The 25,945-nt window shown below is 63.7% G+C and carries 31 protein-coding genes; 3 read left to right on the top strand and 28 right to left on the bottom strand.

What is annotated here, in order from left to right:
- Positions 1 to 75 precede the first annotated feature (75 nt).
- A complete protein-coding gene (locus tag KNJ79_RS09615) occupies positions 76 to 255 on the top strand; it encodes a hypothetical protein (RefSeq protein WP_317153768.1) in 180 nt (59 codons plus the stop codon).
- 28 nt (positions 256 to 283) lie between these two features.
- On the opposite strand, the gene KNJ79_RS22510 is transcribed toward KNJ79_RS09615, so the two are convergent.
- On the bottom strand, positions 284 to 487 hold the full coding sequence (locus tag KNJ79_RS22510) for a DUF5818 domain-containing protein (RefSeq protein ID WP_394357164.1): 204 nt from the start codon (positions 485 to 487) through the stop codon (positions 284 to 286).
- A gap of 143 nt (positions 488 to 630) precedes the next feature.
- Here KNJ79_RS22510 and KNJ79_RS09610 point away from each other — a divergent pair, with 143 nt between their 5' ends.
- Positions 631 to 1,026, top strand: a complete 396-nt coding sequence (locus KNJ79_RS09610) for a hypothetical protein (RefSeq protein ID WP_317153767.1) — start codon at positions 631 to 633, stop codon at positions 1,024 to 1,026.
- A gap of 93 nt (positions 1,027 to 1,119) precedes the next feature.
- Here KNJ79_RS09610 and KNJ79_RS09605 read toward each other — a convergent pair whose 3' ends face one another.
- From KNJ79_RS09605 to KNJ79_RS09495, 23 genes are all read right to left on the bottom strand, one after another.
- Positions 1,120 to 1,689, bottom strand: coding sequence for a hypothetical protein (locus KNJ79_RS09605; protein ID WP_317153766.1), 570 nt, complete (start codon positions 1,687 to 1,689; stop codon positions 1,120 to 1,122).
- Positions 1,686 to 2,654, bottom strand: a complete 969-nt coding sequence (locus tag KNJ79_RS09600) for a hypothetical protein (protein ID WP_317153765.1) — start codon at positions 2,652 to 2,654, stop codon at positions 1,686 to 1,688. Before KNJ79_RS09600 ends, KNJ79_RS09605 begins: the two co-directional genes overlap by 4 nt.
- Positions 2,655 to 2,792: 138 nt before the next feature.
- Positions 2,793 to 3,149: a hypothetical protein gene (locus KNJ79_RS09595; protein ID WP_317153764.1), complete on the bottom strand. Its 357-nt coding sequence runs from the start codon at positions 3,147 to 3,149 to the stop codon at positions 2,793 to 2,795.
- A gap of 51 nt (positions 3,150 to 3,200) precedes the next feature.
- The gene (locus KNJ79_RS09590) at positions 3,201 to 3,407 is read right to left on the bottom strand and encodes a hypothetical protein (RefSeq protein WP_317153763.1); all 207 of its coding nucleotides are present in this window, start codon (positions 3,405 to 3,407) and stop codon (positions 3,201 to 3,203) included.
- A complete protein-coding gene (locus tag KNJ79_RS09585; RefSeq protein WP_317153762.1) occupies positions 3,404 to 3,748 on the bottom strand; it encodes a DUF5983 family protein in 345 nt (114 codons plus the stop codon). The genes KNJ79_RS09590 and KNJ79_RS09585 overlap by 4 nt, the downstream gene beginning before the upstream one ends.
- Before the next feature lie 46 nt (positions 3,749 to 3,794).
- A complete protein-coding gene (locus tag KNJ79_RS09580) occupies positions 3,795 to 5,462 on the bottom strand; it encodes an ATP-binding protein (protein ID WP_317153761.1) in 1,668 nt (555 codons plus the stop codon).
- A 49-nt stretch (positions 5,463 to 5,511) separates the two neighbouring features.
- Positions 5,512 to 5,832 carry a hypothetical protein gene (locus KNJ79_RS09575; protein WP_317153760.1) on the bottom strand — a complete coding sequence of 107 codons (321 nt, stop codon included), beginning with the start codon at positions 5,830 to 5,832 and terminating at the stop codon, positions 5,512 to 5,514.
- A gap of 18 nt (positions 5,833 to 5,850) precedes the next feature.
- The gene (locus KNJ79_RS09570; RefSeq protein WP_317153759.1) at positions 5,851 to 6,312 is read right to left on the bottom strand and encodes a hypothetical protein; all 462 of its coding nucleotides are present in this window, start codon (positions 6,310 to 6,312) and stop codon (positions 5,851 to 5,853) included.
- 107 nt (positions 6,313 to 6,419) lie between these two features.
- Positions 6,420 to 7,553 (bottom strand): phosphoadenosine phosphosulfate reductase domain-containing protein, encoded by a 1,134-nt coding sequence (locus KNJ79_RS09565; RefSeq protein ID WP_317153758.1) that lies wholly within the window; start codon positions 7,551 to 7,553, stop codon positions 6,420 to 6,422.
- 83 nt (positions 7,554 to 7,636) lie between these two features.
- Complete coding sequence (locus tag KNJ79_RS09560) at positions 7,637 to 8,074, bottom strand: hypothetical protein (RefSeq protein ID WP_317153757.1); 438 nt, start codon at positions 8,072 to 8,074, stop codon at positions 7,637 to 7,639.
- An 83-nt stretch (positions 8,075 to 8,157) separates the two neighbouring features.
- Positions 8,158 to 8,847: a DUF5983 family protein gene (locus KNJ79_RS09555; protein WP_317153756.1), complete on the bottom strand. Its 690-nt coding sequence runs from the start codon at positions 8,845 to 8,847 to the stop codon at positions 8,158 to 8,160.
- Positions 8,848 to 8,898: 51 nt separating this feature from the next.
- Positions 8,899 to 9,393, bottom strand: a complete 495-nt coding sequence (locus KNJ79_RS09550; protein WP_317153755.1) for a sigma factor-like helix-turn-helix DNA-binding protein — start codon at positions 9,391 to 9,393, stop codon at positions 8,899 to 8,901.
- Positions 9,394 to 9,735: 342 nt separating this feature from the next.
- Positions 9,736 to 10,035 carry a hypothetical protein gene (locus KNJ79_RS09545; RefSeq protein WP_317153754.1) on the bottom strand — a complete coding sequence of 100 codons (300 nt, stop codon included), beginning with the start codon at positions 10,033 to 10,035 and terminating at the stop codon, positions 9,736 to 9,738.
- An 89-nt stretch (positions 10,036 to 10,124) separates the two neighbouring features.
- Positions 10,125 to 11,006, bottom strand: coding sequence for a Mom family adenine methylcarbamoylation protein (locus KNJ79_RS09540; protein ID WP_317153753.1), 882 nt, complete (start codon positions 11,004 to 11,006; stop codon positions 10,125 to 10,127).
- Between the two features lie 74 nt (positions 11,007 to 11,080).
- Complete coding sequence (locus tag KNJ79_RS09535) at positions 11,081 to 11,287, bottom strand: hypothetical protein (protein ID WP_317153752.1); 207 nt, start codon at positions 11,285 to 11,287, stop codon at positions 11,081 to 11,083.
- A 101-nt stretch (positions 11,288 to 11,388) separates the two neighbouring features.
- Positions 11,389 to 12,006: a hypothetical protein gene (locus KNJ79_RS09530; RefSeq protein WP_317153751.1), complete on the bottom strand. Its 618-nt coding sequence runs from the start codon at positions 12,004 to 12,006 to the stop codon at positions 11,389 to 11,391.
- Between the two features lie 10 nt (positions 12,007 to 12,016).
- The gene (locus KNJ79_RS09525) at positions 12,017 to 13,213 is read right to left on the bottom strand and encodes a DUF932 domain-containing protein (protein ID WP_317153750.1); all 1,197 of its coding nucleotides are present in this window, start codon (positions 13,211 to 13,213) and stop codon (positions 12,017 to 12,019) included.
- Between the two features lie 100 nt (positions 13,214 to 13,313).
- Entirely contained in the window at positions 13,314 to 14,327 is a 1,014-nt protein-coding gene (locus KNJ79_RS09520) for a deazapurine DNA modification protein DpdA family protein (RefSeq protein ID WP_317153749.1), read from the bottom strand.
- An 11-nt stretch (positions 14,328 to 14,338) separates the two neighbouring features.
- Positions 14,339 to 14,653 carry a hypothetical protein gene (locus KNJ79_RS09515; RefSeq protein ID WP_317153748.1) on the bottom strand — a complete coding sequence of 105 codons (315 nt, stop codon included), beginning with the start codon at positions 14,651 to 14,653 and terminating at the stop codon, positions 14,339 to 14,341.
- Positions 14,654 to 14,709: 56 nt separating this feature from the next.
- Positions 14,710 to 14,985: a zinc finger domain-containing protein gene (locus tag KNJ79_RS09510; RefSeq protein ID WP_317153747.1), complete on the bottom strand. Its 276-nt coding sequence runs from the start codon at positions 14,983 to 14,985 to the stop codon at positions 14,710 to 14,712.
- 3 nt (positions 14,986 to 14,988) lie between these two features.
- Positions 14,989 to 15,693 carry a hypothetical protein gene (locus tag KNJ79_RS09505; protein WP_317153746.1) on the bottom strand — a complete coding sequence of 235 codons (705 nt, stop codon included), beginning with the start codon at positions 15,691 to 15,693 and terminating at the stop codon, positions 14,989 to 14,991.
- Positions 15,694 to 15,744: 51 nt separating this feature from the next.
- Positions 15,745 to 16,344: a hypothetical protein gene (locus KNJ79_RS09500; RefSeq protein ID WP_317153745.1), complete on the bottom strand. Its 600-nt coding sequence runs from the start codon at positions 16,342 to 16,344 to the stop codon at positions 15,745 to 15,747.
- Positions 16,341 to 16,844: a hypothetical protein gene (locus KNJ79_RS09495; RefSeq protein ID WP_317153744.1), complete on the bottom strand. Its 504-nt coding sequence runs from the start codon at positions 16,842 to 16,844 to the stop codon at positions 16,341 to 16,343. The genes KNJ79_RS09500 and KNJ79_RS09495 overlap by 4 nt, the downstream gene beginning before the upstream one ends.
- A 164-nt stretch (positions 16,845 to 17,008) precedes the next feature.
- On the opposite strand from KNJ79_RS09495, the gene KNJ79_RS09490 reads away from it, so the two are divergent.
- Positions 17,009 to 17,971 (top strand): MucR family transcriptional regulator, encoded by a 963-nt coding sequence (locus KNJ79_RS09490; RefSeq protein WP_317153743.1) that lies wholly within the window; start codon positions 17,009 to 17,011, stop codon positions 17,969 to 17,971.
- Positions 17,972 to 18,037: 66 nt separating this feature from the next.
- Here KNJ79_RS09490 and KNJ79_RS09485 read toward each other — a convergent pair whose 3' ends face one another.
- From KNJ79_RS09485 to KNJ79_RS09470, 4 genes are all read right to left on the bottom strand, one after another.
- On the bottom strand, positions 18,038 to 22,330 hold the full coding sequence (locus KNJ79_RS09485; RefSeq protein WP_394357174.1) for a strawberry notch-like NTP hydrolase domain-containing protein: 4,293 nt from the start codon (positions 22,328 to 22,330) through the stop codon (positions 18,038 to 18,040).
- A 146-nt stretch (positions 22,331 to 22,476) separates the two neighbouring features.
- Complete coding sequence (locus KNJ79_RS09480) at positions 22,477 to 22,845, bottom strand: hypothetical protein (RefSeq protein ID WP_317153741.1); 369 nt, start codon at positions 22,843 to 22,845, stop codon at positions 22,477 to 22,479.
- Between the two features lie 93 nt (positions 22,846 to 22,938).
- Positions 22,939 to 24,930 (bottom strand): ParB/RepB/Spo0J family partition protein, encoded by a 1,992-nt coding sequence (locus tag KNJ79_RS09475; protein ID WP_317153740.1) that lies wholly within the window; start codon positions 24,928 to 24,930, stop codon positions 22,939 to 22,941.
- 33 nt (positions 24,931 to 24,963) lie between these two features.
- Positions 24,964 to 25,902 (bottom strand): DUF7146 domain-containing protein, encoded by a 939-nt coding sequence (locus KNJ79_RS09470; RefSeq protein WP_317153739.1) that lies wholly within the window; start codon positions 25,900 to 25,902, stop codon positions 24,964 to 24,966.
- Between the last annotated feature and the right edge of the window lie 43 nt (positions 25,903 to 25,945).

Raw genomic sequence — 25,945 nt, 5'->3', positions numbered from 1 at the left:
GCTATATAGAGGAGATTCCCGAGCATTTCCTGGCAGATTGCTGGACTTGATCCTGATCCGCTTCAGCTTGCGGGAATGTCCGAAAATATTCACGATCTTCATACGTTCATGGCGCAGGTGACCACCGAAATGGCATCGGAACATGAGCGCATCTACGCGAAGTCAGCCGGGGGTCCAGGTACGACCGGCGGCGAGGGTGAGGAGAATTGGGCGACGCTGCTGCGCGACTGGCTTCCGCCATCATCTGAGGCATAGTTCGGCCCCTACCGGGATCATCCGGCCATCAGGCCGGACCGATCCACAGCAATTCGAGGACGCTTGCTCCGCGTTGCCAAGCCTCGATCCGAACCGGCCGATCCTGATGCGTCCGAAGATCCGAGTCTGTTTGAAGGCGCCAGAGAGGCCCCTCCTCCACCTCCAGAAACAGGCCGCGCTCGTTGACGCGCAGTATTCCGTGCAATCGCAACGGTGCCCTGCTGTCAGTCACGGGCGAGTGCCTCCAGAATGGAGACTGCCAAAGGGGGAATCGGCAAAAAAGACGAAACAGACATTAGCCCCGCATGGCATAGGCGCGCTCAGACTTGCAATCTTGTTCATTTTATGTTCTCAGGCACGCTGAGGAGTCCCGCTATGATCCGCGATTATCTTGCCAGCTATGATTATAATTTGCCGCTGGACGATGCGGCAGTCGATCCAGACCTGTCGCTGGTTCGCCGCAGGCTGGCGAGCCTTGCGGCGAGTGAGGGTCTGGACGGCGGCTATTATGAGGCGCAGGAGATGGCCGAGGCGTTTCTCGATGCCGCCCGAGAGGCGAATGCGGGGATCGAGGAGGAGGATAGTCCGGCCCGCGTTCGGCTGCGTGATGTTTTGGGTCGCAACCTCGCCTATCAGCATGAACTATTCGACGAAGTTTGCGAATTGCCATTGGCAGACGCGGCGGCGCATCTCGTCTGGCTTGCGGATTTGATGAAGCGCCGGGCCGACATGGCGCTACCGATCGCGGCCGTGCTCGGTTATCGTCACTGACGCGGCCGTCACCGGTATCATCGCGTCGTTGCCACCCTTCATCTTCGACATGCTCGCGCGCATTGACCTTGCGGCGTAGCGCGACGCATGGCTTCAGGCGTTTCCGAGGCGGGTTGCCACCGAGCGAACGATGCGGGCTTGTTCGGGGCCGAGCGTGGCGAGAAGTTTCAGCTCCGCGTCCGTGAGTTCTCCAGCCGTGGAATAGGCATCGATGGTATAGCTACCCCGCGCGAAGGTGTCGGCTGAGGGCGATACCATGGCGGTGTAGGATCGCGGCCAAAAACATATCAGCAGCCAGGGCCAGTTCGGTACCTGGGGCTCATAGCGAGCGAAAATGATGTCGGTGGTTCGCAGGCCAGACGGGCGTCGGTCGAGAAGAGCAGGCGCTTCAAGGGTCATCCGCGACTCGCACAGATGTGCCTCGAATTCGTGCATCTCCGAGAGGCTTTCGAGGATGACAGGATAGTAGCGGCCGAGTGCCAAGCCTCCTCCCGAAAAGCGAGGTGGGATGTCGATCAGCAGGATATCCGGCAATGTCGGGAGTGGCCGGTGATAATAGAGCCTCTTTGCGGCCAGTTCGTCGATAAGTCGCATCGAGGCAGTTTTTCGGCGATGCTGTCCGGCCGTCAACAACAGTTGCAGACAGATTGGCGGGATCGTCATGCCGCGAGGCGCTCGACCCCCGCATTGAAGCGGTCGATCCAGTCCCGCATCGTCGGACGTTCGGCGAGCGGGATCTGGGCCGCGACGCTTTGGAAGTCGATCAGATCGACCGGAGCGCCGGCAATGATGGCGTCTATTTCGGAAGCGGGCAGCAGAGCGCGTTCGCGGATGAACCGGGTCATCGAGCCGGGGCGCTCACGCGTCGTCTTCCGCCATAGACCCTCGACCGTCACGAGGCGCGGCGCGGCGCGAGCCTCCACCAATATGATCAGGCGAAGACACCAGCGCGGGAGGCTCATCAACTCGCTGGTTTTCTGTGCCAGGCAGAGCCAGCAAGCGGACTTGATCGGTACCGGTAGACCTTCGGCGCGAATGCGGGCGATACAGGCATCCCTGTCCCAGCGCCATTCGCGCAGCGGATAATGATAGTCGTAGAGGTCGCTGATATGGCCTTCGCGATGGGCATAGCGGCGGCTATCGGCGGGCGAGCTATCATAGCCGATGAGCTTGACAACCTTGCCGCCTTCGGCCCATATTTTCTGCGCAGGCCACCATCCATTAACCCATTGATCTTGCGGCTGTATTTTCCATTTTTGACTGCAACTGTGGCGGCCGAAACTGATCGACGGCAATGTCGCGTTGGTAAGGCAGTTTTCAAGCAGCGAGAAATAGGGCGGCCAGTGCTTGAAGCGCTTTGGCACATAGCGCACGACATGATGCTCGATATGGTGCCGGTCCATCCAGCGCTGGAAGATCGGCAGAAAGGCATATGTCTCCTCGCGTTCGACTCCGGTGTCGGCGGTGAGGACTGCGGACAGGGGCAGCCCCCGCGCAACCCATTCGATGATCATTGCGGTGCTGTCGACGCCCATGCCCCAGGCGGCAATGACAGGGGCGCCGGGCAAGACAGCAAGGCAGGCGTCGTCGTTCGACGCCTCGATCGGCGGACGCTTCGGATCGTACATGGCTGATCTCCAGCAACGAGGCCGGGGGCGCCGAAGGAGTGTCGGCGTGACGGGTGGTGGCTGCCCCCGGATGCCCCGCGACCGGAATGTGACGGTCGGCTGGTTCCCGAGGCTGTGGGAGTCGCGGCGTGCCGCCGCTCAGAAGTCGAGCGGGACGCTGACCATTGTGTCGGGAGGACATGGCTGCTCGGTCAGGAGATAGCCGAGGCGATTGACGGTGTGCATGCCATCGGTGATCTCGAGGCACTCGTCGCCATCGATCACTGTCCAGACATTCGCCATTGGTTGGGAGCGGATGAAGGCGAGGTCCGGGTCGGAGGCTTCGAACAGACACCCACCCCGACCAAAGTCGAAACCGGCGGTCGCGAGCAGATGATTGGGCACCGGCTGGAACCTGTCCACGAACTCGTCCTCGGTGAGGTTGAGATATTGGACGGCAGGGCGAGAATCGTCGGTCAGCTCGGCGGCGGGCCCGTGTGATATTCTATCGGTCATTTCGCTATTCCTCATCGAAAAGCGCCGTTTTCGGCACATGCAAGCGACGGCTCAGGCGACGAGCGTCATCAGCGCCTGGCGGGGCTGCGGTCCGGTGCTGGAGACGCGAAAGGGCTGGAATGGATCGCCGGTGCGCAGCACGAATTGTGGGCGGCCGGTTTCATGCCGCATCCGAACGGCAACGGCGTAGGCATGTTCGAAGGACGCAAGTGCCGCTCGCTTGGACGAACTGGGCTGTGTCGAACTGGCGCTGGTCATGACTGATGCTCCTCAGGATGGCCGGGGTCGGGGAAGGTGGGCAGTTCGGACCAGGCCGGCTCGTCGCGGTCGAACAGGACCCAGGAGGCATCCCTGTCGAATGCCGCCTTCAGGATCGCCCAGAATTCCGGGCTGATGTCGGGCGCTTCCCCGCCGCACCCGACGACGCAGGTGTGGACGAAGAAGCCATAGGCATAGGGCTCGATCACCAGATCGGGATGACCGACCTCGACACGTCCATCCGCCCCGCGCGGCGCGACGGCAATCAGGTGATCGATGTGACGACGCTCGGCTACGGGAAGATGGACGGTCGAGCAGACAAAGAGTGCGGCATGGCGCATGAGATATCTCCTCCCTGAGGGCTTGGGCGAGGTTCGGTCGATGGCGTCAGGCCGCCTGATCGAGCGAGAGCGAGAGCCTGTTCTTGTCGGCAGAGATCGTCAGGAACCGGCCATCTGGGATGAGCCACTGGACGTGCTCGAAGACCGCTTCACGCAGCCGGGCGAGCAGCGCCTCTTCCTCGCCTAGAAGCAAAAGGTTGGCGAGAATGCGGGCTTCACGCTCGAATTCGAGCGATTGCGTATCCCAGCTGTCGCGCTCGCAGTCGTCGGAATAACAGAACAGGCTGGCGTGCATCAGGTCGGCAAGCGCGTCCGGCTGCAAGTTGGCCCCGCCATCGAAGAGTATGGTCGCCTCGTCGAGCGTCCAGCAGCCATTGTTGCAGACCAGCATGTCCGCCGGGATGCTGTATAGGGCAGGTTCGGTCGGTGATGGACCGCCCGGTCGCAGAAGGATCTCGGCGGAGATTTGTTCGACCGGTCCGGATTCAAAATCGTCGGGCAAAGCGACGTCATCGGCATAACGATGGGAGACGCCGCCGCGCTGCAAGACGAAGCTGCAGGAGAGGAGACGGGGTAATTCGTCGTACCAGCGATAGCCCTCAAAATCGCGATTCTCGTGAACGAGGGGAGCGCCGAGCGGTGTTTCCTTGTCGAGTGCGCGGGAAAGCGCATTTTCGATGTCGGGTTCGTGATCGGACATGATGATCATCGGGCCCGATCGAACGGCCTCGCCCTGATATCGGTTGGACGTATCGGCAATATTGGGCGTCCAGACATTGAGCCAGGGATCGGCTTCGGGAAGAGCGACACCAAGGTCGCGTGCCCGGGCCCAGGCCTTGTAGGAGAGCTGGTGAGATTTCTCGCGGGCGATGGCTCGATAAAGCGCGATCTCGGCCGCTTCCCTGAGCCGGGACAGCGCGTCGTTTTCGACCATTTCCTTGCGCGCTGGGAGCACGAGCTGGAGCGCCGGCGCGTCGACGATATCAACCCGGACCCGCCAGGTATGGGGACTCTCGATTTCGCTCAGGGTGGGAAGACGGGACGCGACCGTCACGCCATGGAAATTGATCCGGGGAGTGTGGACTGCCTCGGTGGTGCCGTCGTGGAAGATGCCGATGCGACAGCCTTCCCATTCTTCGATGTGCCCGGCGCCAGCGAGAAAGTCCTCACACGGAAGCTGCGCGCCCTCGAAATGAACGGGGAGTGGGAAATATCGGGCGGCGAGCCGCAGCGCCGACCCAAGCTGTTCCTGCCATGCGGTCGGCAGCGTGATCTGGATCTCGGTGCCGCGCACGATCCCGCACGAATTGATCGCGAGCGGTACAGCCCCTTCCCAGCCGTCAGTCGGAATATGGACCGCCCAACCCCGTCCCGCCGCTCGCGACCAGGAGCGGACAACCACATCGCAGCCGGCGAGGCTGAATACCCCCATACCGGCGGGATCTTCGCGGGAGCGAATATCCTGCTCCCAGCCCGAATCGCCGAGCGTCAGGAGATTGGCGGGATCGTCGATGCCGCAGCCGTCATCGTAGATGGACAGCGCAGTGCCGGCAGGGAGATTGTAGATGGCGACATGGATCGCGCGCGCGCCGGCGCGGCGAGCGTTCTGGAAAAGCTCCATCAGAACGTCGCCGAGCGTGCCGTTGAACAGGCGCGAGACCTTGGTGATGAGCGACTGGCCGACCTCAGGCCGGATGGTGGCGGGAAGGGACATGGGATTCAGCTCCTGCGCGGTGGAGACCAATTCCCCGCCGCACAGCTCCTCATCCCCCTCCCCTCGGGATCACGGTGGGGCGGAACGGATCGGACCAGTCGACGTGGTCGATGATCCAGGCCGGCACGAAATCCCAGTCGAAGCAGAGCGGATAGTCGTTCCGGGCTTCACGCCAGGAGGCTTCGACGGCATCGGTCCAGCCAACCACAGTCAGCCGCAGCGCAGCGGTGCCGAGCGCATCGAAGGCTTTGTCGATCGCGAGAGCGAGGCCGATCGCATCGGGATCCGTGATCGGCCTGCCGCGCAGGGCCAGGACCGCCTCCCAGAGGCAGGCGGCGGTCTCGAGGCTGCCTTCGGAATATTGAGCCATGACGGGGTCCTTTCAATGTCAGGCGGCGCGCAGGTCGCAGCCCTGATAGAGGCCGAGATCGGCTGCCATCAGCATGTCGATGCCTGGCGCGAGCCGGTCGAACGCTTCGTTCAGATCGGCGACGGCGACCCGGTAGTTGGCTTCGCTAGGGTCGAAATCGAGGGCGAGCATCAGCGGGGTCAGCCGAGCGGTCATCTCGGGAAAGACGGTGCGGATGATAAGCGCCTCGATTCGCCGCGCTACCAGGTTGAGGCGCGCCGCGAGGTCCAAGGGGGTCGCCAACTCACGCTCATACCAGGTCGCGGGTGCTACAACGTCGGCGATGCGGGTCGAAGGAATCCGTCCATTGGCGATCCGGGCCTGGATGACGACGCAGCGCAGGCGTCGGGGAACCGCGACCTCGGCCAGCGGCACGAGGGTCCGATAGTGGTAGGTCGAGGCAGTGCCCGGGATGCGGGACCGAGAGACGATAACGTCCATTGGCTGTTCCTTCGATAATGGGGGCATGGGGCTGCGCGTCCGGCAGCAAGGGAATCGCCAGGCAACGCCCGACGCATTCTCAAAAAGGAAACCTCCCCTCCGGCTCGCTAGCGGGACCGTTCGGCCTTCATGATGAGGAGGTTTGCGAAGCGTGCCTGGACCGCGGGCGCGTCGGGAAAATGGTCAGCGAGGCCGTGATGGGCGAGGATCGGCGCGCGCGCCTTCGCGATCCGCGAGGCCTCGACCACACTCGGCATGCGCGGTGGCCAGCCCTTCACGAACCGCAGTTCCGGGGGCATTGCCGCTTCGAGCGTCCGGCGCTCGTGGGACCGTATTTTGGCACGGGCGACCTCTCGAAGATGAGCGGCCGACAGCAAGTGGGGCGCAACATCGGCGAGCCACCGCTGGGGTTGGAAGGAGAAGGTCGAGTCGATCTCGATCGCGACGAGATGGCGGTAGAGATCGAGATTGCCGGGAGCATCGGCGGAGGCGGCCAGATCGTGCGCCGATGCAAGCACGCAGAAAGCACAGGACAGCCGGCTCGTGTGGTAGCGGACATAGGCTTCGTGCAGCGGCAGGCTATGGCGCTCATGGATTCCGAATACGTCGTCGGCACTCCAATCGACCGCCGGATACCAGGTGAGCATGCGCGTACCGGCGGCATTGCCTGGCTTTGCGAAGCGTTCGTCGCTTCGGGAAATCGGGGTCGAGCGCCGGCTCGGGCTTTCGTCGCGGCGCAGGCCGATCACCGAAACGATAGTCTCACCCCGGTAGCGGCGCGCCAGCTCGGGGCCGATCACTTGGATCTTCAGTTCGGACGTGCAGAAACGCAGCGATGCCGATGACCATGGACCGATGAGATTATAGGTCTCGAGCGCCTCGTAACGGCGCTTGCCGGAGAGAAAGCGTTGCTCCCAGCGTGCCACCATGTCGCCTGCCGATCGGCTGACAACCAGCAGGGGAATCCGCAGCCTGTCGGCGATCGCTGCAACCATAGCCGGGGTCGAGCGCCATTCCGCCCGGCCGAGGTCTGCGTGGATCGCGATCCGGCGATCGCGCGGATGGCCCATCGCATCGAGCAGCGCGAGCGCGGCATGCGCCGAGGCAGTGGAATCCTTGCCGCCCGAAAGGTTGAAGGCGAACCATGCACCCGCCCTGATCGCGGCCATCACTCGGGCATCGATGGCGGGCTGCGGGTCGGAGATGACGTAGGCGAAGCCGCGCGCAAGGGATGTGCCCATGCGGGTTCTCCTGAATGGCGAGAGGCGAGAGGCGGGACGTCAGCTCCAGCTATTGGGAGGAGCCGCCTCGTTGGAAGGGCGCTCTAGGCGCCGGCGGCAACGCGGTTGTCGTAGAGCGGCGCATCATCCGCCTGCCATTCGCCCGGCTGCCAGATGCGGCCGTTATAGCTGATCCGGCCGACCTTTGTTTCGCCGATCAGGAGCAAGCCTTCCGGATACATGCTGGCGCCAAGGTCAAGGGTGTCGCGCCGCTCGCAATAGAGGCGGGAGGCGTCTGCCCAATCCGCGGCCGCAAGTTCGGGAAACCCTCGTTGCACGACCCGAAACGGATTTCGCGCCGGACGGCTACGAGCGCCGCGACACAGCAACCGGGCGATATGCCGGGCATGGACTGCAACGGTCGCCCAATAGGCTGCGACGAAGACCTTGCGGGCGTCCCAGCTGCGGGCGCTACGTCTTTTGGCGTCGTTCGCCAGGTCGATAAGCAATGCGGCAAGCAAATTGCGGCTTTCGTCGGGCATGGCCCGGAGCAGCCTGGCAGAGGGCAGTCCGAGGACGGGATTGCGGACTTCGGCACGGGTGGAGCGCGCGTGCATGGCGGCATTCACCAGTCGAAGGTTTCGAGCGCGTCGACGGTGTCGGCATCGCGATCAAGGAGGAGCCACCTGCAGCCCTGTGCGCGGGCATATTCGATCGCGGACCACAGCTCGGAAGGGATCATGTCCCGTTCGTCTCCGTCGAGCGGGTCGGTGAGGACGAACCAGCCATAGCCGGCTTCCGCAACACCTAGCGGGCGGTTCTCCGGAAGCAGGGGTGCCCATTGATCGAGAAGGTCGGCGGTCGAAGGCTGGATGTGACTGGTGCTGATCACCAGATGGCGACCGATGCGCAAGCCGTCGGTGTCCATTGCGGGTCGGTCGACGGAGACGCGTTCGGTCCAGAGATATTCGTTGTCGTGGCCATCAAAATAGACCGAGGCGACATCTTCGTCGGACAGCGCCGAAGGGTCCCGCTTGTCGCTGATTTCGGACCACCATTCCCGGCAGAATTCGCCGACCTCGGCCATCAGCGCCTCGCGGGTGAAGGCGGCATAGAGATCGCCTCCATGACGATGGTCGATGAAAGCCACGTGGATATCCGCCGGCCAGGGCACCACATGGTTTTCCGTGAGTTGTTCGGCCCGTGCCAGGTCGTCACGTAGAGTGCTGTCTGCCGGGTTAGTGGCGTTGCCGGCGATGGCAACACGGGCACGCGCCAGAAGGCGCGCGAAATCGTGCCTCGTCATAGGTGTCATGATGATATCCTTTCGGAATTTCGGGTCGGGAGGAGTGCCTCGGGCGTGAAATCAGGGGCGATTCAGCGCCTGGCCGATGGCGAGAAGAGCGTCGGCGATATGTTGCTCGACCTCAGACGTCGTGATGCCGAGCCGAACAGCGATGGTGCGAAAGTCCTCGTTGTCGCGCTGGTGCGCGAGCAGCACCTTGCGGGTGATCTCCGGCAGCGCGGCCACGGCGTGAGCGTATTGCCCGGCCAGATCTGGCGCAACGGGACTGAGGCCGACTTCGCTCAACCGCACCCAGGCTCGCACCCAATAGCCATCGTCTTCGCGCGCTACTGCCTGTTCGCCGGGGTCGATCCGCACGTCATGGGAGGCCTCCCAGCGTTGGCGTGCATCCGCCACGACAGGCAGAACGGCTTTGTCCGGCGCAAGGAAGGCATCGATCCGCGCGGCAAGTTCGTAGCTCGTGCGACGCCGGTCGCGTCGCAGGCTAAAGCTGGGATGGTCGTTGAAGAAATCGAGCGCCTCGACAAGGAGGGCGCGGGCGTCATGGTCGGACATGGTGGGTCTCCGTTGAACCGATCCCGGACCGGCACCCAGTCCCACCCCCTTCCCTCCGGCTGCGTCCGTTTTCCTCAGGCTGCGTGGGCAGGCAGCGGAAGCGCCGTCACGTCGCCGGCGGGCGTGGCGCGATGGGCAGGCTCAGCACCGCGCGCCGCGTTTCGCCAATGCCGTGCGAGGCGGTCCTTGGCACCTCGGTAGTCGGCAACCGATAGACAGGGTTAGGACTGCTGCCAGGTCTGTCTTGCCGCAGCGGACGAACGGTGGACGGAACGCGCAGAAACCCGGTGAACGCATTGCCGGTGCAGGGTTTCTCGGATGCCGGAACGAAGTCGTCTTGGCTCAGTCGAGACGCAGGAGTCGGCCGTCCTCCAGAATGACGTCGTCTAGATGGATCGAAATCGGCTTGTCCATGTTTGGATGCACATCGCCTTTATCGGTGGTGATGAAGGCGTCATGCGTGGCCGCGTCAGCGGGGATTGGACCGTAATAGGCCAGGAGCGCGTGCGTGAAGGCGCTGGCTGGTAACTCAAGAGGGATTGCGAGCAGCGTTGTTCTGCGGTGGTGCGAGATTTCGCCCAAAGCTTCGACAAATCTGCCTGGATCCCTGAGCGGATAGATATGACCCTCACGGAATGGCATTCTGGTGCTCCCTCGGTCGGTCGCGCACTATCAGTAGAAGAGGCTGTGTTTGCAGTCTTGCGCTCTACTATACGGGCACGCCTTTGGCATCATCCTGGTGATGACGCCATTCTGAGAAGTGGTAACGCGGTGACATCTGCGTCGCTGGCGATGCGGTCGAGTATCGGATAGGGAAAGTCTGGAACCTTGCGTGCCGCGAGCCGCGCCGCTTTGGTGAGCGGGAAAAGATAGACATGGTTGCCCGGATGCTTCTGGCGGCGCAGAAAGCCTGAGCGTTCGAGATCGGCGAGCCAATGCACCCCATCCTCGCCTAAACGACGGGTCCGGGCACCAGCGGCGGCGAGTTGCTCGGCGGCATAGCGTTGGCCGCATTCGTCGTTACGAATCTTGGAGATCGCCCGGCTTGAGATCGGCTGGCCGTTGGGCAGGATGAGATCGATGCGCGCGGACGAGCGGCCGGTATAGCGGCTGCCCATCACGCAATAGAGCGAACCGACATGGCCAGGCATGAACACCTGGCCTTGGTCGTCGGTGCGGCGGATCGGATCGGCATAGGAGATGACCGACACGATTTCCGGTTTCTCGCGACGCAGAAGTTTGAAGGCCCGCGAGAGCATCCAGGTTTCGGCGTTGCCGCCGGTGTCGTCGAGCAGCACAAGGCGTCCGAGGTCGCAGGCGCTGCGCGGATCGGAAAGTCCAGCCGATTTGGGGACGCTGGCATTGTTGACCGGGTGGGCGAAGACGCAAACACCGACCAGGTCGGATCGCCCTCCAGCGCCGTTTCGGAAGAGACCGACCGAGAGGCGTGTGACCGGCATCGAGGCGGCATAATGATGCTGGCGCACGAAGGGGGCAGCCTGTTTGACGGTATCGATTATATCGACGGCGAAGCGCCGGGGATCGATCTCGGTGGCACCGGGCACCCAGTGGCAGCGTCGATCGCGCCAGCGCTGGCTTCTGGTGGTGATCATGAGCGGCAACTCCGGTTGCAGACGTGACTCCTCCCGCCGTGCCGTGATCGGTGGCGGGAGAGAGCCGAGGCCGGCTATTGTGCGATCACGCGGCGCGTGAGTTCGGGGATGCGGGAATTGTCGTAAGGACTGGAGACCGACATCTCGATCGCGTCGCGTTGGGCGCGATACCAGTCGGGCGCTTCGACCGTATACGTCTCGGTGGCGTAGGGTTCGCCGCCGCTGGAGAATTCAACGGTGACGATGAAGGTCTGCATTTCGACCTGGGCGGATGCGTGCATGATCAGATCCTTTCGACATGAAAAGGGCGGCTCCGACCTGGGTCGAAGCCGCCTTGGGGTGAGCGGGTATTGAAGGTCGGCCCGTTGGTCGGACCGGATTGTCAGACGCCAGCAGCGCTCCGCCATCGGGTGGCGGCTTCATCAGCGGTCAGCTGGCCGTAGCTCTCGTTGCAGAAACACTGGAAGTCTGCTTCCCAAGCCAGGGATGTGGTTTCCAGCGCCTGGATCACTTCCCACAGGAAAGCGGTGGCCGAGCCAGCTTCGGCGACGGGGACCCAGAGGGCAAGATTGTTGCTGTCTGCTCCGCAACGCTCGCAGGTCTGGCTGTCATAGGTTGCGAGCAGCGACCACTGCTGGGCGGTCTCGTCCCAGATGGCGTTCGCATCCCGGCAGATGTCCGCGCTGCCGCAATGGCGACAGCGTGGCATGAGCGGAGACGCCGCAAGCGGAGACGGCTCGGTCTGCGTCATCGGCGGCGGACATTCACCTTCGCCGTAACCGGGCGGCAGCGCCAGCGCAGGGGCCATATAGGCACTATCCACACCGGGCCAGATGCCGGTCAGATAAGTGGCCCCGCTATTCTCATAGTCCTCCTTCTGGCCGGTCCAGTCCTCGTCAGCGATGGCGAGCTGACAGGCATCTTCGGGGGTGGCCGCCTCATAGGTCCGGTGCCGGAAAACCGGCAGCCGGTAGGTGCTTTCGATCGTGAAGCTCGGCATGGCGTCCTCCTCAGTTCGCCTTGGCGAAGAGCTTGCGCGCCTTGCCTTCGATTTCGAGTCGTGTGTCCTGGTTGGACTTGGTGCGAGCGTGCGCGGTGATCCCCTGGACGAAATCGAACAGGCTGGCGGGCGGATGGCCTTCTTCGGCGATCACCGACTGGATGATCTTCGCGGTGTCGGTCTTGGAGAAGCCGTTCTTGCGCAGGAAGGTGTCGCGATCCTCGTCGGACCGTGCGACGAGGCGGCCGCGCGCGGTCTTGATGCCCTCGATGAAGCTCATGGCCGAGGAGTCGGCGAAGGTCTCGAGCGCGGGCGCCGCTTCATGGGCGAAGCGATTGGCGGCGAATTTCGAGTGGCGTATCGAGATCTCCTCGAAATTCTCGACGCCCCAAAGGTTGCGATTCATGCAAACCGCGCGGAGATAGAAAGTCGCGATTCCCAATGTCTTGGAGCCGACTTCCGAGTTCCAGCAATAGAAGCCGCGGAAGAAGAGATCGGGATCGCCGTTCGGCAGCTTGCCGGCTTCGATCGGATGCGTGTCGTCGACCAGGAACAGGAAAACGTCGCGATCCGAAGCATAGAGGGTCGTCGTCTCGCGCGTGACATCGACATAGGGATTATAGCGCATCGACCGCCAGTCGAGCACGCCCGGAACCTTCCAGCGCGTATCGGAAACGCCGTTACCCGCGATCTTCATGACGGCCGCGACCAGTTCATGGTCCCAGATGCGACCATAATCGGGTCCGGTGACGGCGCGCAGTTCGGAGCGGCCCTCATTGGTCTTGAGGAGCTTTACCTGCTCGCCGCGGTGCGACAGCAGGCCGTGCTGGAGATTGATGCCGGCGAGCGCGGCGGGCAGACTCCGCAGATAGGAGGCGGGAGCGCCAACCAGGCTCGACAATTGCCCGAACGACCAGTTGGTGGGCGCGATCGGCTCGGCCTCGCCGGGGACGATGAGGCTGAGGCGCTCGGCATTGTCCATGCTTGCCTCGACGCGGACGTCGCGGCTTTCGACGATGCGCGTGCGTGCGCGGTCAGCGCGACGGCGCACGTTGTCATAGAGGTCGTCGAGGGACAGGAATTTCTCGTCATCCGGACGCGAATACCATTCGGACGAAACCCGTCCGATGTTGCGACCGCGGGATATGTCGACCTTGTAGGCGCCAGAAACCTGAGGCGCGTCGATATGCTGGGCAAGCGTTGCCATGGGACATCTCCTGGTTGGAAGGACCCGATCCGCTTCGGACCGGCCAACTCTCCCCCACCCCCTTCCCTCCATCCCGGCGCGCACGGCCTCGGATTGGGGCTTAGTGCGCGATACGATCGCGGTAGATGTCGGCCGCCCATTGCTCGACCCAGAGCGTCGTCACGTCCTCGTGGCCAATGTCGCCGTCCTCAACGAGGGTGCGGATCTCGGCACGCGCCTGCGCAATCGCCTGTTCCCAGGGGTCGCCCGGAAGTGGATCAGTTCGGGGCAGGAACAATTCGGACTGGCGGGGGGAAGCGGACTCACGAAGACGCGCGAACTGGCTGGCCGTCCACGCCTGCATGTGCTGCGCCACCAGGGTGTCGGTCTTGGCGACGCCGCGCGCGAAGGCATCGTGTCTTGCCGCCTGGCCATAAGCCTGGCTATCGATCGAGGCGATCCGGTACTCGATCCCCTTCAGGTGGGAGAGCGCGGTTCCCTTGACTCCGAAGCCGTGCAACATGACGCCCTTGGGCAGAATGCAGTCAAGATGATCGAAGACAGCAATCAGCCCCTCCGGGCCCGAGACTTCCCGGCGGCACATGCTGCCTACGCCGATCAGGGGCGTACGGCCATAGTCGAGTGCGAGGCCGTCGAGACAGCGTTCATAATCCTCGGGCCGCCTACCCTGGATCACCGGCATCAAGCGGTGCTCGATGCCGAGATCGCGCGCGCCCGACCGGCAATCGAAATTGGCACGGATGGTGCGCGATATGCGGTCGAGCACTTCCTCGCGGTCGCGGGCGATTTCGGGTTCGACGCAATAGTCCATGCTGGCGAACCAGCGGAACGGAAAGCATGCAGCAAGCGCCAGATAGTCGATGGTCGTCCAGGGAAAGCCGCCATAGCGCGCCATGGCGACGAACCCCGCCGAATCGAGTGAGAGGCTGGCCAGTCTCGACGCGTTGGCGAGTTGGCCGAGGTTCCACCCTAGCCATTCCGGCCAGCCCTTGCGGCGGCTCCAGCGCGACAGCGCATTGGCTGAAACCAGCGCCGGTACCCGCATGTCGACCGCGCGGTTGAGAATTGCGCCATCGCCCAGGTGCGGGAGCCCGACCATGATGTCGATCGTCATGGGGCCTCGCACTATCCGGCCGACCAGCAGCACCAGCGTTCGGCGGCCTGGCGCGGGGTGAGCAGGTCGAAGGCGTTGGCGCAAAAAGACTGGAATGCTGCATTGAGGGTGATACCGGGATTGCCGAGGCTCTCGGCGACCTCCCACATGAAGCGATCCGCGGGGTCGGTCGCGCCGTCAGGCTCGCTGTCACGGCATTGGGCAAGAAAGTCCGCAAAGGTGGCTAGATCGTCTTGCGCGCCGATATAGCGTAGCAGAAGGCCAACCTGGGTGGCCTCGCTCCATCCTTCGCTGTCGGCAAATTGATGGAAGAGAGTGTCGGGCATCTTTTGCTCCCAAGATGATGGAGGAGACAGGCCTGCCGTGTTTCGTGAGGCTCCGTTCAGTCGAACAGCGGCAGGCTCGACTGCCGGTTACGGGCCGCAAGGCCGCAGATGCCTAAGGGGCACGGGCCATATTTGCCCTCGCGGTCGGCGAGCAGGTCGCGTGCGGCATGGAGTTCGACAAAAGGACCACCATGGCCGCTGGGGCGCCGGCAGCCGACGCCGACGGGCGCCTGGCAATCCGGGCATGGGACAAGCAATACGGGATCGACGTCCCAGCATTTGCCACAGCCCGGCTTGTTGCAGACAGCCGGTCCCTTGACGATGAAGGCCATGGCTCAGGCGGCGTCCCGGCGCAGCCACTCATAGAGCAGATGCGAATCCGGGTCATATTCCGAGCCATTCGAAATCCGCACGAGCCGCCCGTCGCAGGCGAAGGCGGAGGCGCGCGGAAAGCTCAGATAAGAGCGACCTTCGAGAATGAGATCCCCTGAGCGAACCTGGGTGATTGCCCTTGTCGTCCCGAGGGAACGATGTCCGGCTGGTGCATCGACCAGCTTCAGGCTGTCGCCAGCCCTGACCTGTTTCTTGAACGCCGCAAGGGAGACTTTGGCTTCGACCGGGTTCTTGCGCCCCCGGCGGCCGGCCAGTGCTGCCCAATAAGCCTGTCCGATCCGTGCCTCGCAATAGAAGGAGCAGTTGTGGAAGTCCTGATAGAGATTGGATCGGGTGTAGCCGAAGCGCTCCATCTGGTCGCGCACCGCTACGAAGAAGTCATTTTGTGCGTCGCGTCCGATAAGGTCCGCCGGTGTGTCGAGGATTTCGGCGGTGATCTTGCGGCCGCCCGCGAACTTATCGGTCCTGATCGCGAAGCGGGTGTCGGGGAATTTGGTCTTGAGATGACCTTCGATGCGCGCGGCGAGTGTCGCGAGATTGTAGCCGGGTCGATAGAGGTCGCCCTCATAATGAAAATTGCCGCGTTCGTCGAACGGGGTCTGGCTGTACAGACGCGCGGGCGCGCCCGGCGTCGATACGTCGGTCATGGTCTTTCTCCGTAGTAAGGGTTTGGCGGCCAGCCCGGTGGCCGGCTGTTGTCAGGCCCCGTGGGACCCTGAGGGCAATTCCATCGCGATGAAGGCGCGGGCGCGCTTCACGGCGTCCTCGTCGATCTGGTCCAGGACGTCCGGCATGATGGTCGCCAGTCGGTCGATCTGGCCAAGCAGGCCTGCGAGCAGATGAAGTGCGGGTGCGGTCGCTGGTGAGCTATACCAGCCCGGTGGCGGCCCGGCGTGGCAATAGCCATAGTCGAGCGATCCGTAGCGCCGAAGGACAGCAAGCGCCTGGTCGGCGGTTTCGCAATCATCGAGCGCGAAGCAACACATCATCTCATCGGTCGTGATGCCGGCGTAGAAGAGCGCGGCGGACACGCCGCTGGCGAGTGTGCAGCGCATCGGGCGGTTCGTTTCACGATGGATATAGGCGATGTTGCCAAGCCGATCGGTTGCACGGATGCGAACGGCATCACGACGCGGTGAAACTTCGGCCGTTCTGGCGCTATCCTCGGAGGCGAGCATTTCCGACCGGGCTTCAACCCAGTCGAGATAGCCAAGACGGGTATCGTCGTTCGCAACTTCGGTTTTCCAGTCGTCGACAGGATGGTCGGGATTGTCATCCCAATGACTGGGGCGGCTCATGACAGTCCACCGTCGAGCGCCTTCGACAGCGCTTCCCGCGTGGTCTCGATCTCGATCCGGTCCGAGAATATGGCGCACCATCCTCCGCCAAAACTGTCGATGCGGGGTTTGCTACAGGTTAGGCTCCAGTCAAAGCCGATCGGAGCAATGGCCAGTGACGGTTGGCAGCAACGTTGGATCAGCCCGGCAATGGGCCACGGCTGGAAGTCTGTGTCGCTATAAATGCTGACCGAGCAGGTTTTGGGATCTTCGATCGAATTCTCGACCCGAATGTAGGCGCCGAGGTCGGGAAAGTTCGCATCATCGAAGATCGCGGTGAACCCGCTCAGCGGTTTATCGGCAAGGGTCGGCGGAAAGACTGCCAGCAATTCGTCGCTGATGGGAGCAGGTTCGAAATCCCCCATCAGATCGGCGGCAAGCTGCCATGCCTCTTCGATCAGTGCGGCTTCGGCGATCGAGCAGGTGAAGGCGAATGAGCCCTGGATAAAGTGGTCGGCCATGGGGTCTCCATGAAGATAGTGGGCAGCCCAATTGCCGCGCCAACCACAACCACCCTCCTCCCCTCCCTTTGACTTGGCCGCCGAATGAAGGCACGAGATCGTTTACACTTGCGCAACTGCGCCTGGTTCAAGACCCGTATCCCCAGCAAGAAGAAGGATGTTAGATGGCCGAGACCGAAGATTCGGGCGTCATGTCTTTGACCGTGACCTTGCTCAGCGCATATTTCGCGAACAACACCGTGCCGAGCGCCGAATTGCCGGCGCTAGTGGAGGGGACGCGGCGAGCGCTGCTGGGCGACGCGCCTGTAGCGACGCCAGTCGCCGCGCCAGTAGCCGAAGAAGCTGCCCCGGAGGCTCCAGTCCCCGCTCCAGTGACTGAAGAGATTGTCCCGGAGACGCCGGTCGCCGCAGCGGAATACAAGCCCAAGGTCTCCATTGAGGAAAGTCTGGCCTCGCCCGATTACATACTGAGCCTGATCGATGGCAAGCCTTACAAGGCGCTCAAGCGACATCTGTCTGCGCATGGATTGACGCCTGCAGAATATCGTGGCCGCTACGGCCTTCCGGCGGACTATCCGATGGTCGCGCAAGGATATTCGGCGGCCCGGAGGGAAGTGGCACTGAAGCTTGGCCTCGGCGGCAAGCGCAAAACCTCGCCTGCGCCTGTTGCCGAGGAAGTTGTACCCCCGGTCGCCGAAGCGCCCGAACCTGTTGTCGCCGACACGCCCGCTGCAAAGCCCGCATCGGCACGTCGCTCGCGAGCCAAGACTGTCGACGCCAAACCGAAGCCGGTGGCCAAGAAGCCTAACCGTAAGGCAGCGCCTGCGGCCGTCGCTGTGGACGCGCCTGCACCACCGGTTTCCGAAGCGGGCGAGCCTGCCGTTGCCGACACACTCCCGGCAGTGTCCGCGCCGGGAGATCATCCGCTCATCGAGGCCGCCGCGGCCAAACCGAAGCCCGTAGCGGCAAAGCCCAAGCGCAAGGTCACCAGGGCGGTTGCCGCAAAGGCTCCTGTCGCGAGCGGGGCTGCAGCACCGAAGCCGAAGCGCATTCGGGCGAAAAAGACAGGCACCGAGGCGGTTCCACCCGTTGAACAGGCGGCGGAGACCACACTGGCGGCAGACTGATCGATGCGATCCGGGTGCGTGAGGCGCCCGGATCGCTTTTCGCGGGTGATCGGATCTCAGATGGGATCAGATCCGCGACATCGCCAGGATTGCCTCGATGATCTCGCTCGACCGGTCGAGCGGAATGAATAGCCGGGTCTTGTACTGAATGACCTCGCTGAACACGCCACGTGTCTTCAATCGCTCGCGGTCTTCCGGCCGGTAGTTGCGGATTTCGAGCCGGCGCGAGCCGTTGACGAGCGCGGTTGCCAAGGTCGCGCCGCCCAGGCCTGGGATCGCAACGCCCGTCCCTTTCTGGGCCGCGGCGCCAAGTTCGGCAGCGGTCAGTTCGACCGCGCCGTCGAGACCGAAGGCTGATTGCAGTTCCGCCATCGCCGCTGGTGGGATCAGGCGCCCGATGATCGAAATTCCCTGGCCATCATCGATCCGCCAGACGCGGACATCATCCTGAGGAAGTCGGTGCCAAACCGGCAGGAGGAGGCCAGTCGCCACGTTGACGGTCTCGATATCGACCTTGGCCTCGGCCTCGGCTGCTTCGGTTTCCCAAAGCTTCTGGAACTCGTCGCGGTCTATCTCCTTCCAGAGGCTGGCCCACATCGCTATCTCCTGCATGCGCGTCCCGCCGGTCGGACGAACAAGCTGGCACATGGGCACGATGCGCCCTTCCTCGTCGGTGATCGACCAGGACGGCACCTTGAGAGCGACGCGTTTGGACCGGCTGTTCCAGAGATAAGCGATTTCACGCGTGCCGTCCCAGATCTGCATCAGCCGCTTCCAGTGCATCACGCGCGGGCGCAGATGAAGCTCGAGCCGCAGCAATCGGGTCTCGGCACCGGTCACCGGATCGGTGCGCAGTGTCTGTTCGGATCGGGTGATGATCTGCTCAGCGCGGATGGTCTCGACCCCGACGTCAAGCGTGCCTGCTTCGCGCGCCGCGTCGATGCGCGCCTGGATGAGCCCCATATATTCGTCGAAGATCGCGTTCTGGGTCGCGATCCTGAGCGCGAGGATGCGGTTGAGCCAGCGCTGGATCGGCGGCAGCTTTTCGAGAAGTGTGCCGTCCTCGTCGGTGAGCTTGAGCCCGGTCATGGTCTGGAAACTCTCCATGGTCACGCTCGAGAGCTTATTGCCATGGAGAAGATGATACCATTGGGTTAGGGCTTCCCGGGCATAGTCGCTTTCCAGATTATCCGCCGGATCGAACAGGTTTTGGCCGCCTGTCTGGCGCTGGCCGCGTGTCAGTGCGCCCAGGCTGTCGAGACGCCGCGCGATCGTCGAGATGAAGCGTCGCTCGCCCTTGCAGTCGGTTGTCACCGGCCGGAATACCGGCGGCGTGCTCTGATTGGTGCGATGGGTGCGCCCCAGGCCCTGGATTGCGACATCGGCGCGCCAGCCCGGCTCCAGCAGGAAATGGACGCGGCGCTTGTCGGCCGTCCCGCAGGCGAGATCGGCATGATAGGAACGGCCCGTGCCGCCTGCGTCGGAGAAGACCAGGATTGGCTTCTGCCCATCCATGAACGCCTGGGTCTCGGAGAGATTGGCGCGTGCGCCGCGCCGTTCGAGCTTCTGGGAACCGTCGCTGCCTATGACGATGCGCCGCGACCGGCCGGTTACCTCGGCGACTTTTGCCGTCCCAAAATGGGCGAGCAGAGCATCGAGGGCCGCCGGAACCGGAGGCATGGCGCAGAGTTCCTCGATCAGCGCATCGCGCGTTGCGATGGCTTCCGCGCACTCGACCATATTGCCCGCTTCGTCGCGCATCGGTTCTGACCGGAGCGATCCGTCGCTGGTGGAGAAAACGCGCATCTGCTGGGTCGGGAAGGCGTTTTTGAGGTAGTCGATCATGGTCGCTCGCGGCGAGAGCTCCAGATCGAGATGGGCGCGTTCTTCAGGCGAGAGTTCGGCAAGCCGCCTGTCGAGGATCGCTTCTGCGGTGCTGACGAGTTGGACGACGGCAACATTGCCGGCCGAGATTTCGGTTTCGATCGCCTCGAAGACCGTCGGCATCTTCATCGAGATGAGCAAGGCCGACCAAAAGCGCTGCTTGGAGCTTTCGAACCGGCTGAGCGCCGACCCCTTCGCCATGGCGTTCAGCGTCCGACCCGAGGCGCGATCGACGATATTGGCGGCTTTCAACGCTGCATCGACGTTGCGATGTATGACGGCCCAGGCGTCAGCATAAGCATCGTAAATCTCGATCTGGGCGAGGGTCAGCTTATGCTCAAGCGGGTCATATTCGACGCCGGCGAAACTGAGCGCGCGGGCCGTGTAGAGGCCCATGGCCTTGGTATCGCGCGCGACGATCTCCATCGCCGCGATGCCGCCCTCTTCCATCGCGGCGAGGAAAGCGTCTCGGTCGCGGAAGGCGGTGCCCGGTCCCCAGAGGCCGAGCCGCGCGGTGTAGCTCAGATTTTCCGGCTTGGTCGCGCCGGTCGCTGAGACGTAGATGACCCGGGCACGCGGCAACGCGATTTGCAGCCGGACGCCGGCGAGGCCCTGTTCGGACCCTTTGGCGGCGCCAAACTCGGTCTCGGTGCCGGCGGCATTGCCGAGCGCATGCGATTCGTCGAGCAGGATGACGCCGTCGAAATCAGGTCCCGCCCAGTCGAGCAATTGCTGCAGGCGCGACGCGCGGTCATGGCGCTGGGAGCGCAGCGTCGCATAGGTGAGGAAGACGATTCCGCTGGCCATGCCGACGGGTTCGCCGAGAGGAAATGCATCGAGCGGTTGGATATCGATCGGGACGCCGCCAAGCGCACTCCAGTCCCGCCTTGCGTCCTCGATCAAGGCCGAACTGCGGGAGATCCAGATCGCCCGGCGGCGGCCGCGGTTCCATTGGTCGAGGATGATGCCTGCGCCTTCACGGCCTTTGCCGACACCAGTGCCATCAGCGATGAAGAAGCCTGTCCGGTAAACGGCACCGTCAGGATCCTCGTGCAGCTGGTCGCCCGCTTTGTTGGGCGCGAAGGTGCCCTTGAGATCGCGGTCACATGCTTCGCCAGCGTGGATGATCGTCTCGAGCTGGGCATCGGACAGGGCGGCGAAGGCCTGCGGCTGGAACATCGGGCGATAGCTGGGCGCGGGCGGTAGCACGGATGCCATCGCAACCGACTCCACCAGTTGGTCCGGGTGGGGCCTGGCGTTGGGGATATCGATGCGCGCGGGCCGCCAGGGGGCGTAATGCCCGACAGGGTCGCCCGCTGGCAGCGGCGTGGCCCGGATCGCATAGTCAACGGGTCTGGCGCTTCCATCCGCGGCGATGCGGTCGGGCGCAACCAGCGCGCGCTTCTGGATGCCACCGAAGATCGTCGATGGCGACGGCATCATGGCACGGCGCGGACGCAAGGGAATGACGGCTGGCGCTGGGGGCTCCGGCTCGGGAACGACAAGGCGCGGCGGAACGGCTGTGACCAGGGTCTCGGCCTCCTCGATGGATTGGGCGGTCAAGCGCTCTGTCGGCCCTGCCCAGCCTTTGTCGAAGATGATCAGCCGGATGGCGATGCTGGTGCCATGCTTGGCATAGGGGTTACCAAGGATGGTGATCTCGACACGCGGGTTCGTGGTCTCGCAAACCATTGCATAGCCGGTGGCGCCAGTGCCGTCCGCCGCGAAGCTGGGTGGCATGATCGCGACGCAGCGCCCGCCCGGCACCAGGCGGAGTAGCGCGGAACGCAGATGACGGGCGCCCGCGAAGCGGTCCTTGCCCCGACCTTCGCTCCGGCTGAAGGGCGGGTTCATCAGCACGACGCTTGGGGAATCGCCGGCAGGTAGCAGGTCGTTGAGGAATTCGGCATCGTGGGTCGTGACAGGCACACCGAGCAGCTTGCCGAGCAGCGCGGCGCGATAGGAGTCGCGCTCGTTGAGGGACAGTGCGGCGCCGACCCCGAAGGCGTGGACGGCTAGCATGCCGGTGCCCGCAGATGGTTCAAGCACCCGATCGTCCGGGCGGATTCGCGCGGCCTGTGCGGCGAGCCAGGCGAGCGAGATCGTTGTGCTGAACTGCTGCATCTCCACCTGATGCTCGCTGCGATAGGTCTGGGTCGGGAGAGCGCGTTCGAAGCGGCGAAGCGAGGCGAATGCATCAGTGCCGGCCAGATCGACGCCGGCCCAGCCACCCGACGATTTGAGGAGGATGACCTGTGCGGCCTCAAGCGCGTCATAGGCATCGCGCATCGACCAGGTGCCTGTCGCGTCGGAGGCCCTGAAGGCTTCCTCCATGAGGCGCTTGAGGTCCTGGCGGCGGATTGAGCGCCCACGTTGGAGAAGGTCGGCTAGCCGGGTAGCGACGCCGAACAGACGCGTAGCGGTGGAATTTTCGGGCTCGTCGGGATGCGCGAGAGCAAGGAGAGGAACAGACATGGCGGAACTCCGGATTGGATCAGGACCATCGCGGCCCATTCATCCCCTCCCCCCTTCCCTCCGGGCGTGCGGCCAGCATGAAAACAGGGCCATGGCGCGAGGCCAGGCCCTGAGTTGGAGGCAGAAGGAAAGAAGGAGGTGTCGGCCTATGATGATCCGAGGAGGATCACGGCAATCGACGGCTTCTCATCCAACGGATGGCGCCTGCTGTCATAGGCATGACGGCCGCCCTGCCCGATCGTCAGCATGTCGAAGCTGGGCGAGGTGTCGCCATTCGCATTGGGAATGGTGGTGCCATTGTCGTGATACTGGATGTCGATGAAGCTCGGCGGCGCGCCGCGTTCATACTCGCCGAAGAAGAAGGTGATACGGCGTCCATCGCTGGTGCGTGCGCTGATCGTGAAGTTTCCGTCGGGAATATCGATCGGGAAGGTCGGTACATCGTTGAAGCGCGCAAAGCCCACAGCTTCGGCATCGCGCGCGGTCATTATGGGAAGCTGGGTGATATCGGCCATGGCCTGGCTCCTTGAACCTGGGTTCGCCACTCGAGGCGCAAGTGGACGAAAAAAGGGACCGCAACGCGAGGCTGCGGTCCCAGGAGCGTCGGATCAGGCGGCCTGCTGGAGTTCGTCACCCGAGCCGGTGACGCTCTCGTCGTTCGCAGGCGCCTGTTCGGGCGCGGTCGCGGGCGTGCCGAAACGCATGACATCGGGCACCCAGGCGAGAGCCGCTTCGCGCAGTTCAGCCTCGATGGGGACGGACCCACCGAAGATCTTCTCGGCCGAGGTCGCGAGGTCATGCTTCTTCGACGCACCGTAGCGGCTCGACAGTTCCCTGCCCCCAATCTCTTCGAGGTGGGTCAGGATCGCGGCCTTGCTGCTCAGGCGATCGAAATAGTTGTTCGCGGTCGGACGCCACCAGGCCGCCACATCGATCTCGAGCTTGGTGCCGAGATGGTCGATCATGGCCTCGCCCGTCTTGCCCGCGACGACTGCGTGGAGCGTCCGGGCAATTGCCCAGGCGAGCCAGGCCGCACGAGCCTCATCGGGAAGGGCGCAGAAGGCGTCGTAGCGCTGGCAGACGTCGCCAGCCTCGGTCCAGCTACGATCCAGCCCCTCGTCGATCTTGCCCCATTCCTCGGCAGCAAGCGTCCCGCTCTGGTAGCCGGTGAGCCCGGAGTAGGGCTTGTCCGCCTTGAGCTCGGTCGCCAGATCGAAACCGCCCGAATGACGGGTTGCCTTGTCGACCATCCAGAAGGTGCCGAGGTCGAGCGCGAAGCGCGGATCGCTGGCGATATGGACACGCAGCAATTCGCTCTTCATCTCGGCCAATTCCAGGCTGAGCCGCTGGCTGTATGCGGACTTGCCCGAACCGGCGACGACATCGTCACTGTCGTCCTCACCGTCTACCTGATCGCCCTGCTCCTCATCGTCAGGCTCGTCGACCGGAGCGACATAGAGCTGCTCATGAAGGCGCGGCTGGCCGTCATGGCCGATGACGACATAGGCGAGCGCTCCTGCTTTCTGCTCGTCGGACAGGACCGGCGCAGGCTTCTCGATCGCGCGATATTCGGCTTCGAGCATCTCGACACGATTGGCCTGTTCGGTCTGCCCGTCTTCATCGGCGTCTTCCCAGGCCTCGTTGGCGGCCTCGATCTCGGCCTCGATTTCCTCGAGACGCGCCTGTTGCTCGTCCGTGAGTTCGGGCGTGTCGCCCTTGAGCGGACGCAGGTCCCAGGTGTCGTTATAGCTGACATGGGTCGAGGGAATGACCCGGACTTCCGCCAGCCCCTCACGTTCGCGCAGGGCCTCCGCGGCGGCCGCGAGCTTGTCAGCAACAAGACGGTTGAGGAGATCGCCGTCGATCCAGCGCTCGGTCGTCGAGTCGGTGAACAGGTCGAGATCGACCCGGCCGCCCGCCTCGATATAGGCATCGCGCCCGACCAGCAGCGCCTTGGGATCGCTGCCGACATAGGTATCTTCAACGAGCTGACGTTTGATCTCGTTGACGTTGGCCCGGTAATAGCCGTCCTTGAGCAGTTCGAAGACCTCGGCCTGCTTGGTGCGATCACTGTTGCTGGCATAGGCGACAGCGACATTCAGAGTGATCTCGCCGTTGCGCAGCGCTTCGAAGATCGGGTCGGCCAGATCAGCAAGACGGAGCCGACTGCGCACGAACCGTTCGGTGAGGCCGAAGCGCTTCGCGACGTCCTCGGGGGTTTTCTTCTCACTCTCGATGATGTCCTGGAAGGCCCGGCAGGTGTCGGCCGGGTTCATCGTAAGGTTGAAGAAATTCTCTTCGAGGCTGGTCTCGATCGCGTCCTTGGCGTTGCCGAGGACCAGGACCGCCAGCTGATAGTCGGCATCGAACACGCCCTTCTCGATCAGTCGATGGACCGCGTCGAGGCGCCTGCCGCCCGCGATGATCCGGTAATGGCCCTTCTTGCGCGACACGGGCACGCCAATCAGATTCTGGCGGACGCCCTTGACGGCGATGTTCGCCTCGAGCTGGGCATCGGCGACGGGATCGCCGACAGTTCGGACGTTGCTCGGCGATTTGGCGAGGTTCGCCGCAGCGACGAGGATGGGAAGTTGCGTCATTGTGGTAGTCTCCTGGCGGGGAAAGCCTGACCATCAGGCCACTTGCCGCCACCACTCCCCCACTCCCTCCCCTCCTACCCGGAGCACGTCGTTCCAGTCCTTGAAGCCGTTCGGCGGGAACTCGATGTCGATGTCGCGACCGGGCATCGCGTAGCTCTCGAGCGCGTGGGCAAGGCCGATTTCGCCGGCCACGTCGTTGTCGGGGAAGAGAATCAGGCGTCTGACGCGGTCGGGGATCGCAATCTGATGGAGACGTTCGCTGCCAAGCGTGGCCCAGACCGGAATCCCGAACAGGATCATCGCGGAGATGGCGGTCTCGACCCCTTCGGCGAGACCAAGGATCGACGTCGCCGTGCCCAGCATCACGGCTGCGCGCTCGGGACGGCCGAGCGTCATCCGTGGGTCGGCGAGATCGCGGGCGCGCCGCGCATCGTCCCGATCAAAGAAGGTTCGCTGGATGGCGATGAAGCGCCCCTCATCGTGGAGGCCGCCGTCATGCAGCGCCGCGATCATGGCGGGCCGGAAATCTACCGCATCGCCCTGCCCAAGCGGCGTGCGCGGATGGAAGCGCAGCGAACGCGGCAGGATGGCGATCCTGCGGCGGCGCAAATAGAGTTCGGCCGGCGTTCCGCTGAGCGGCCGCGCTTCGTCCCAGATGCGCTGCGCGATCTGGCGTCGCCACAAGTCCGTTCCCGCGTCCGAGGGTGCATTAGCGGTCCTCTCGACATTGAGGAGGGCATTTTCCTCCAGGCGCAGGATCTCGCGGATGACGTCACGCGTGTCGCAGCCGGCGAAGCATTTGAAGAGGAGGGCGTTGTCTCCGACCCGCACGGACAGGCTGGGGCTGCGATCCGCGTGCGTCGGGCACAGGCACATGGCACCGCCAGGCTTCCATGTGCCGCCGAGGCGCTTGACGATGTCGGAGCCGATCGCCTCCAATTCCGGGTTTCGGTTGTTGTTGGTGCGCGCCATGGGGATATCCGAGCGAGTTGGCCCGGCCCGCTCTGGTCCCTTA

This window comes from Sphingopyxis indica (assembly GCF_032879645.1).
In the GTDB taxonomy this organism is placed as follows: Bacteria; Pseudomonadota; Alphaproteobacteria; order Sphingomonadales; family Sphingomonadaceae; genus Sphingopyxis; species Sphingopyxis indica.
Note: the sequence above shows the minus strand (reverse complement) of the source record. Positions and strands in the feature narration are given on the sequence as shown.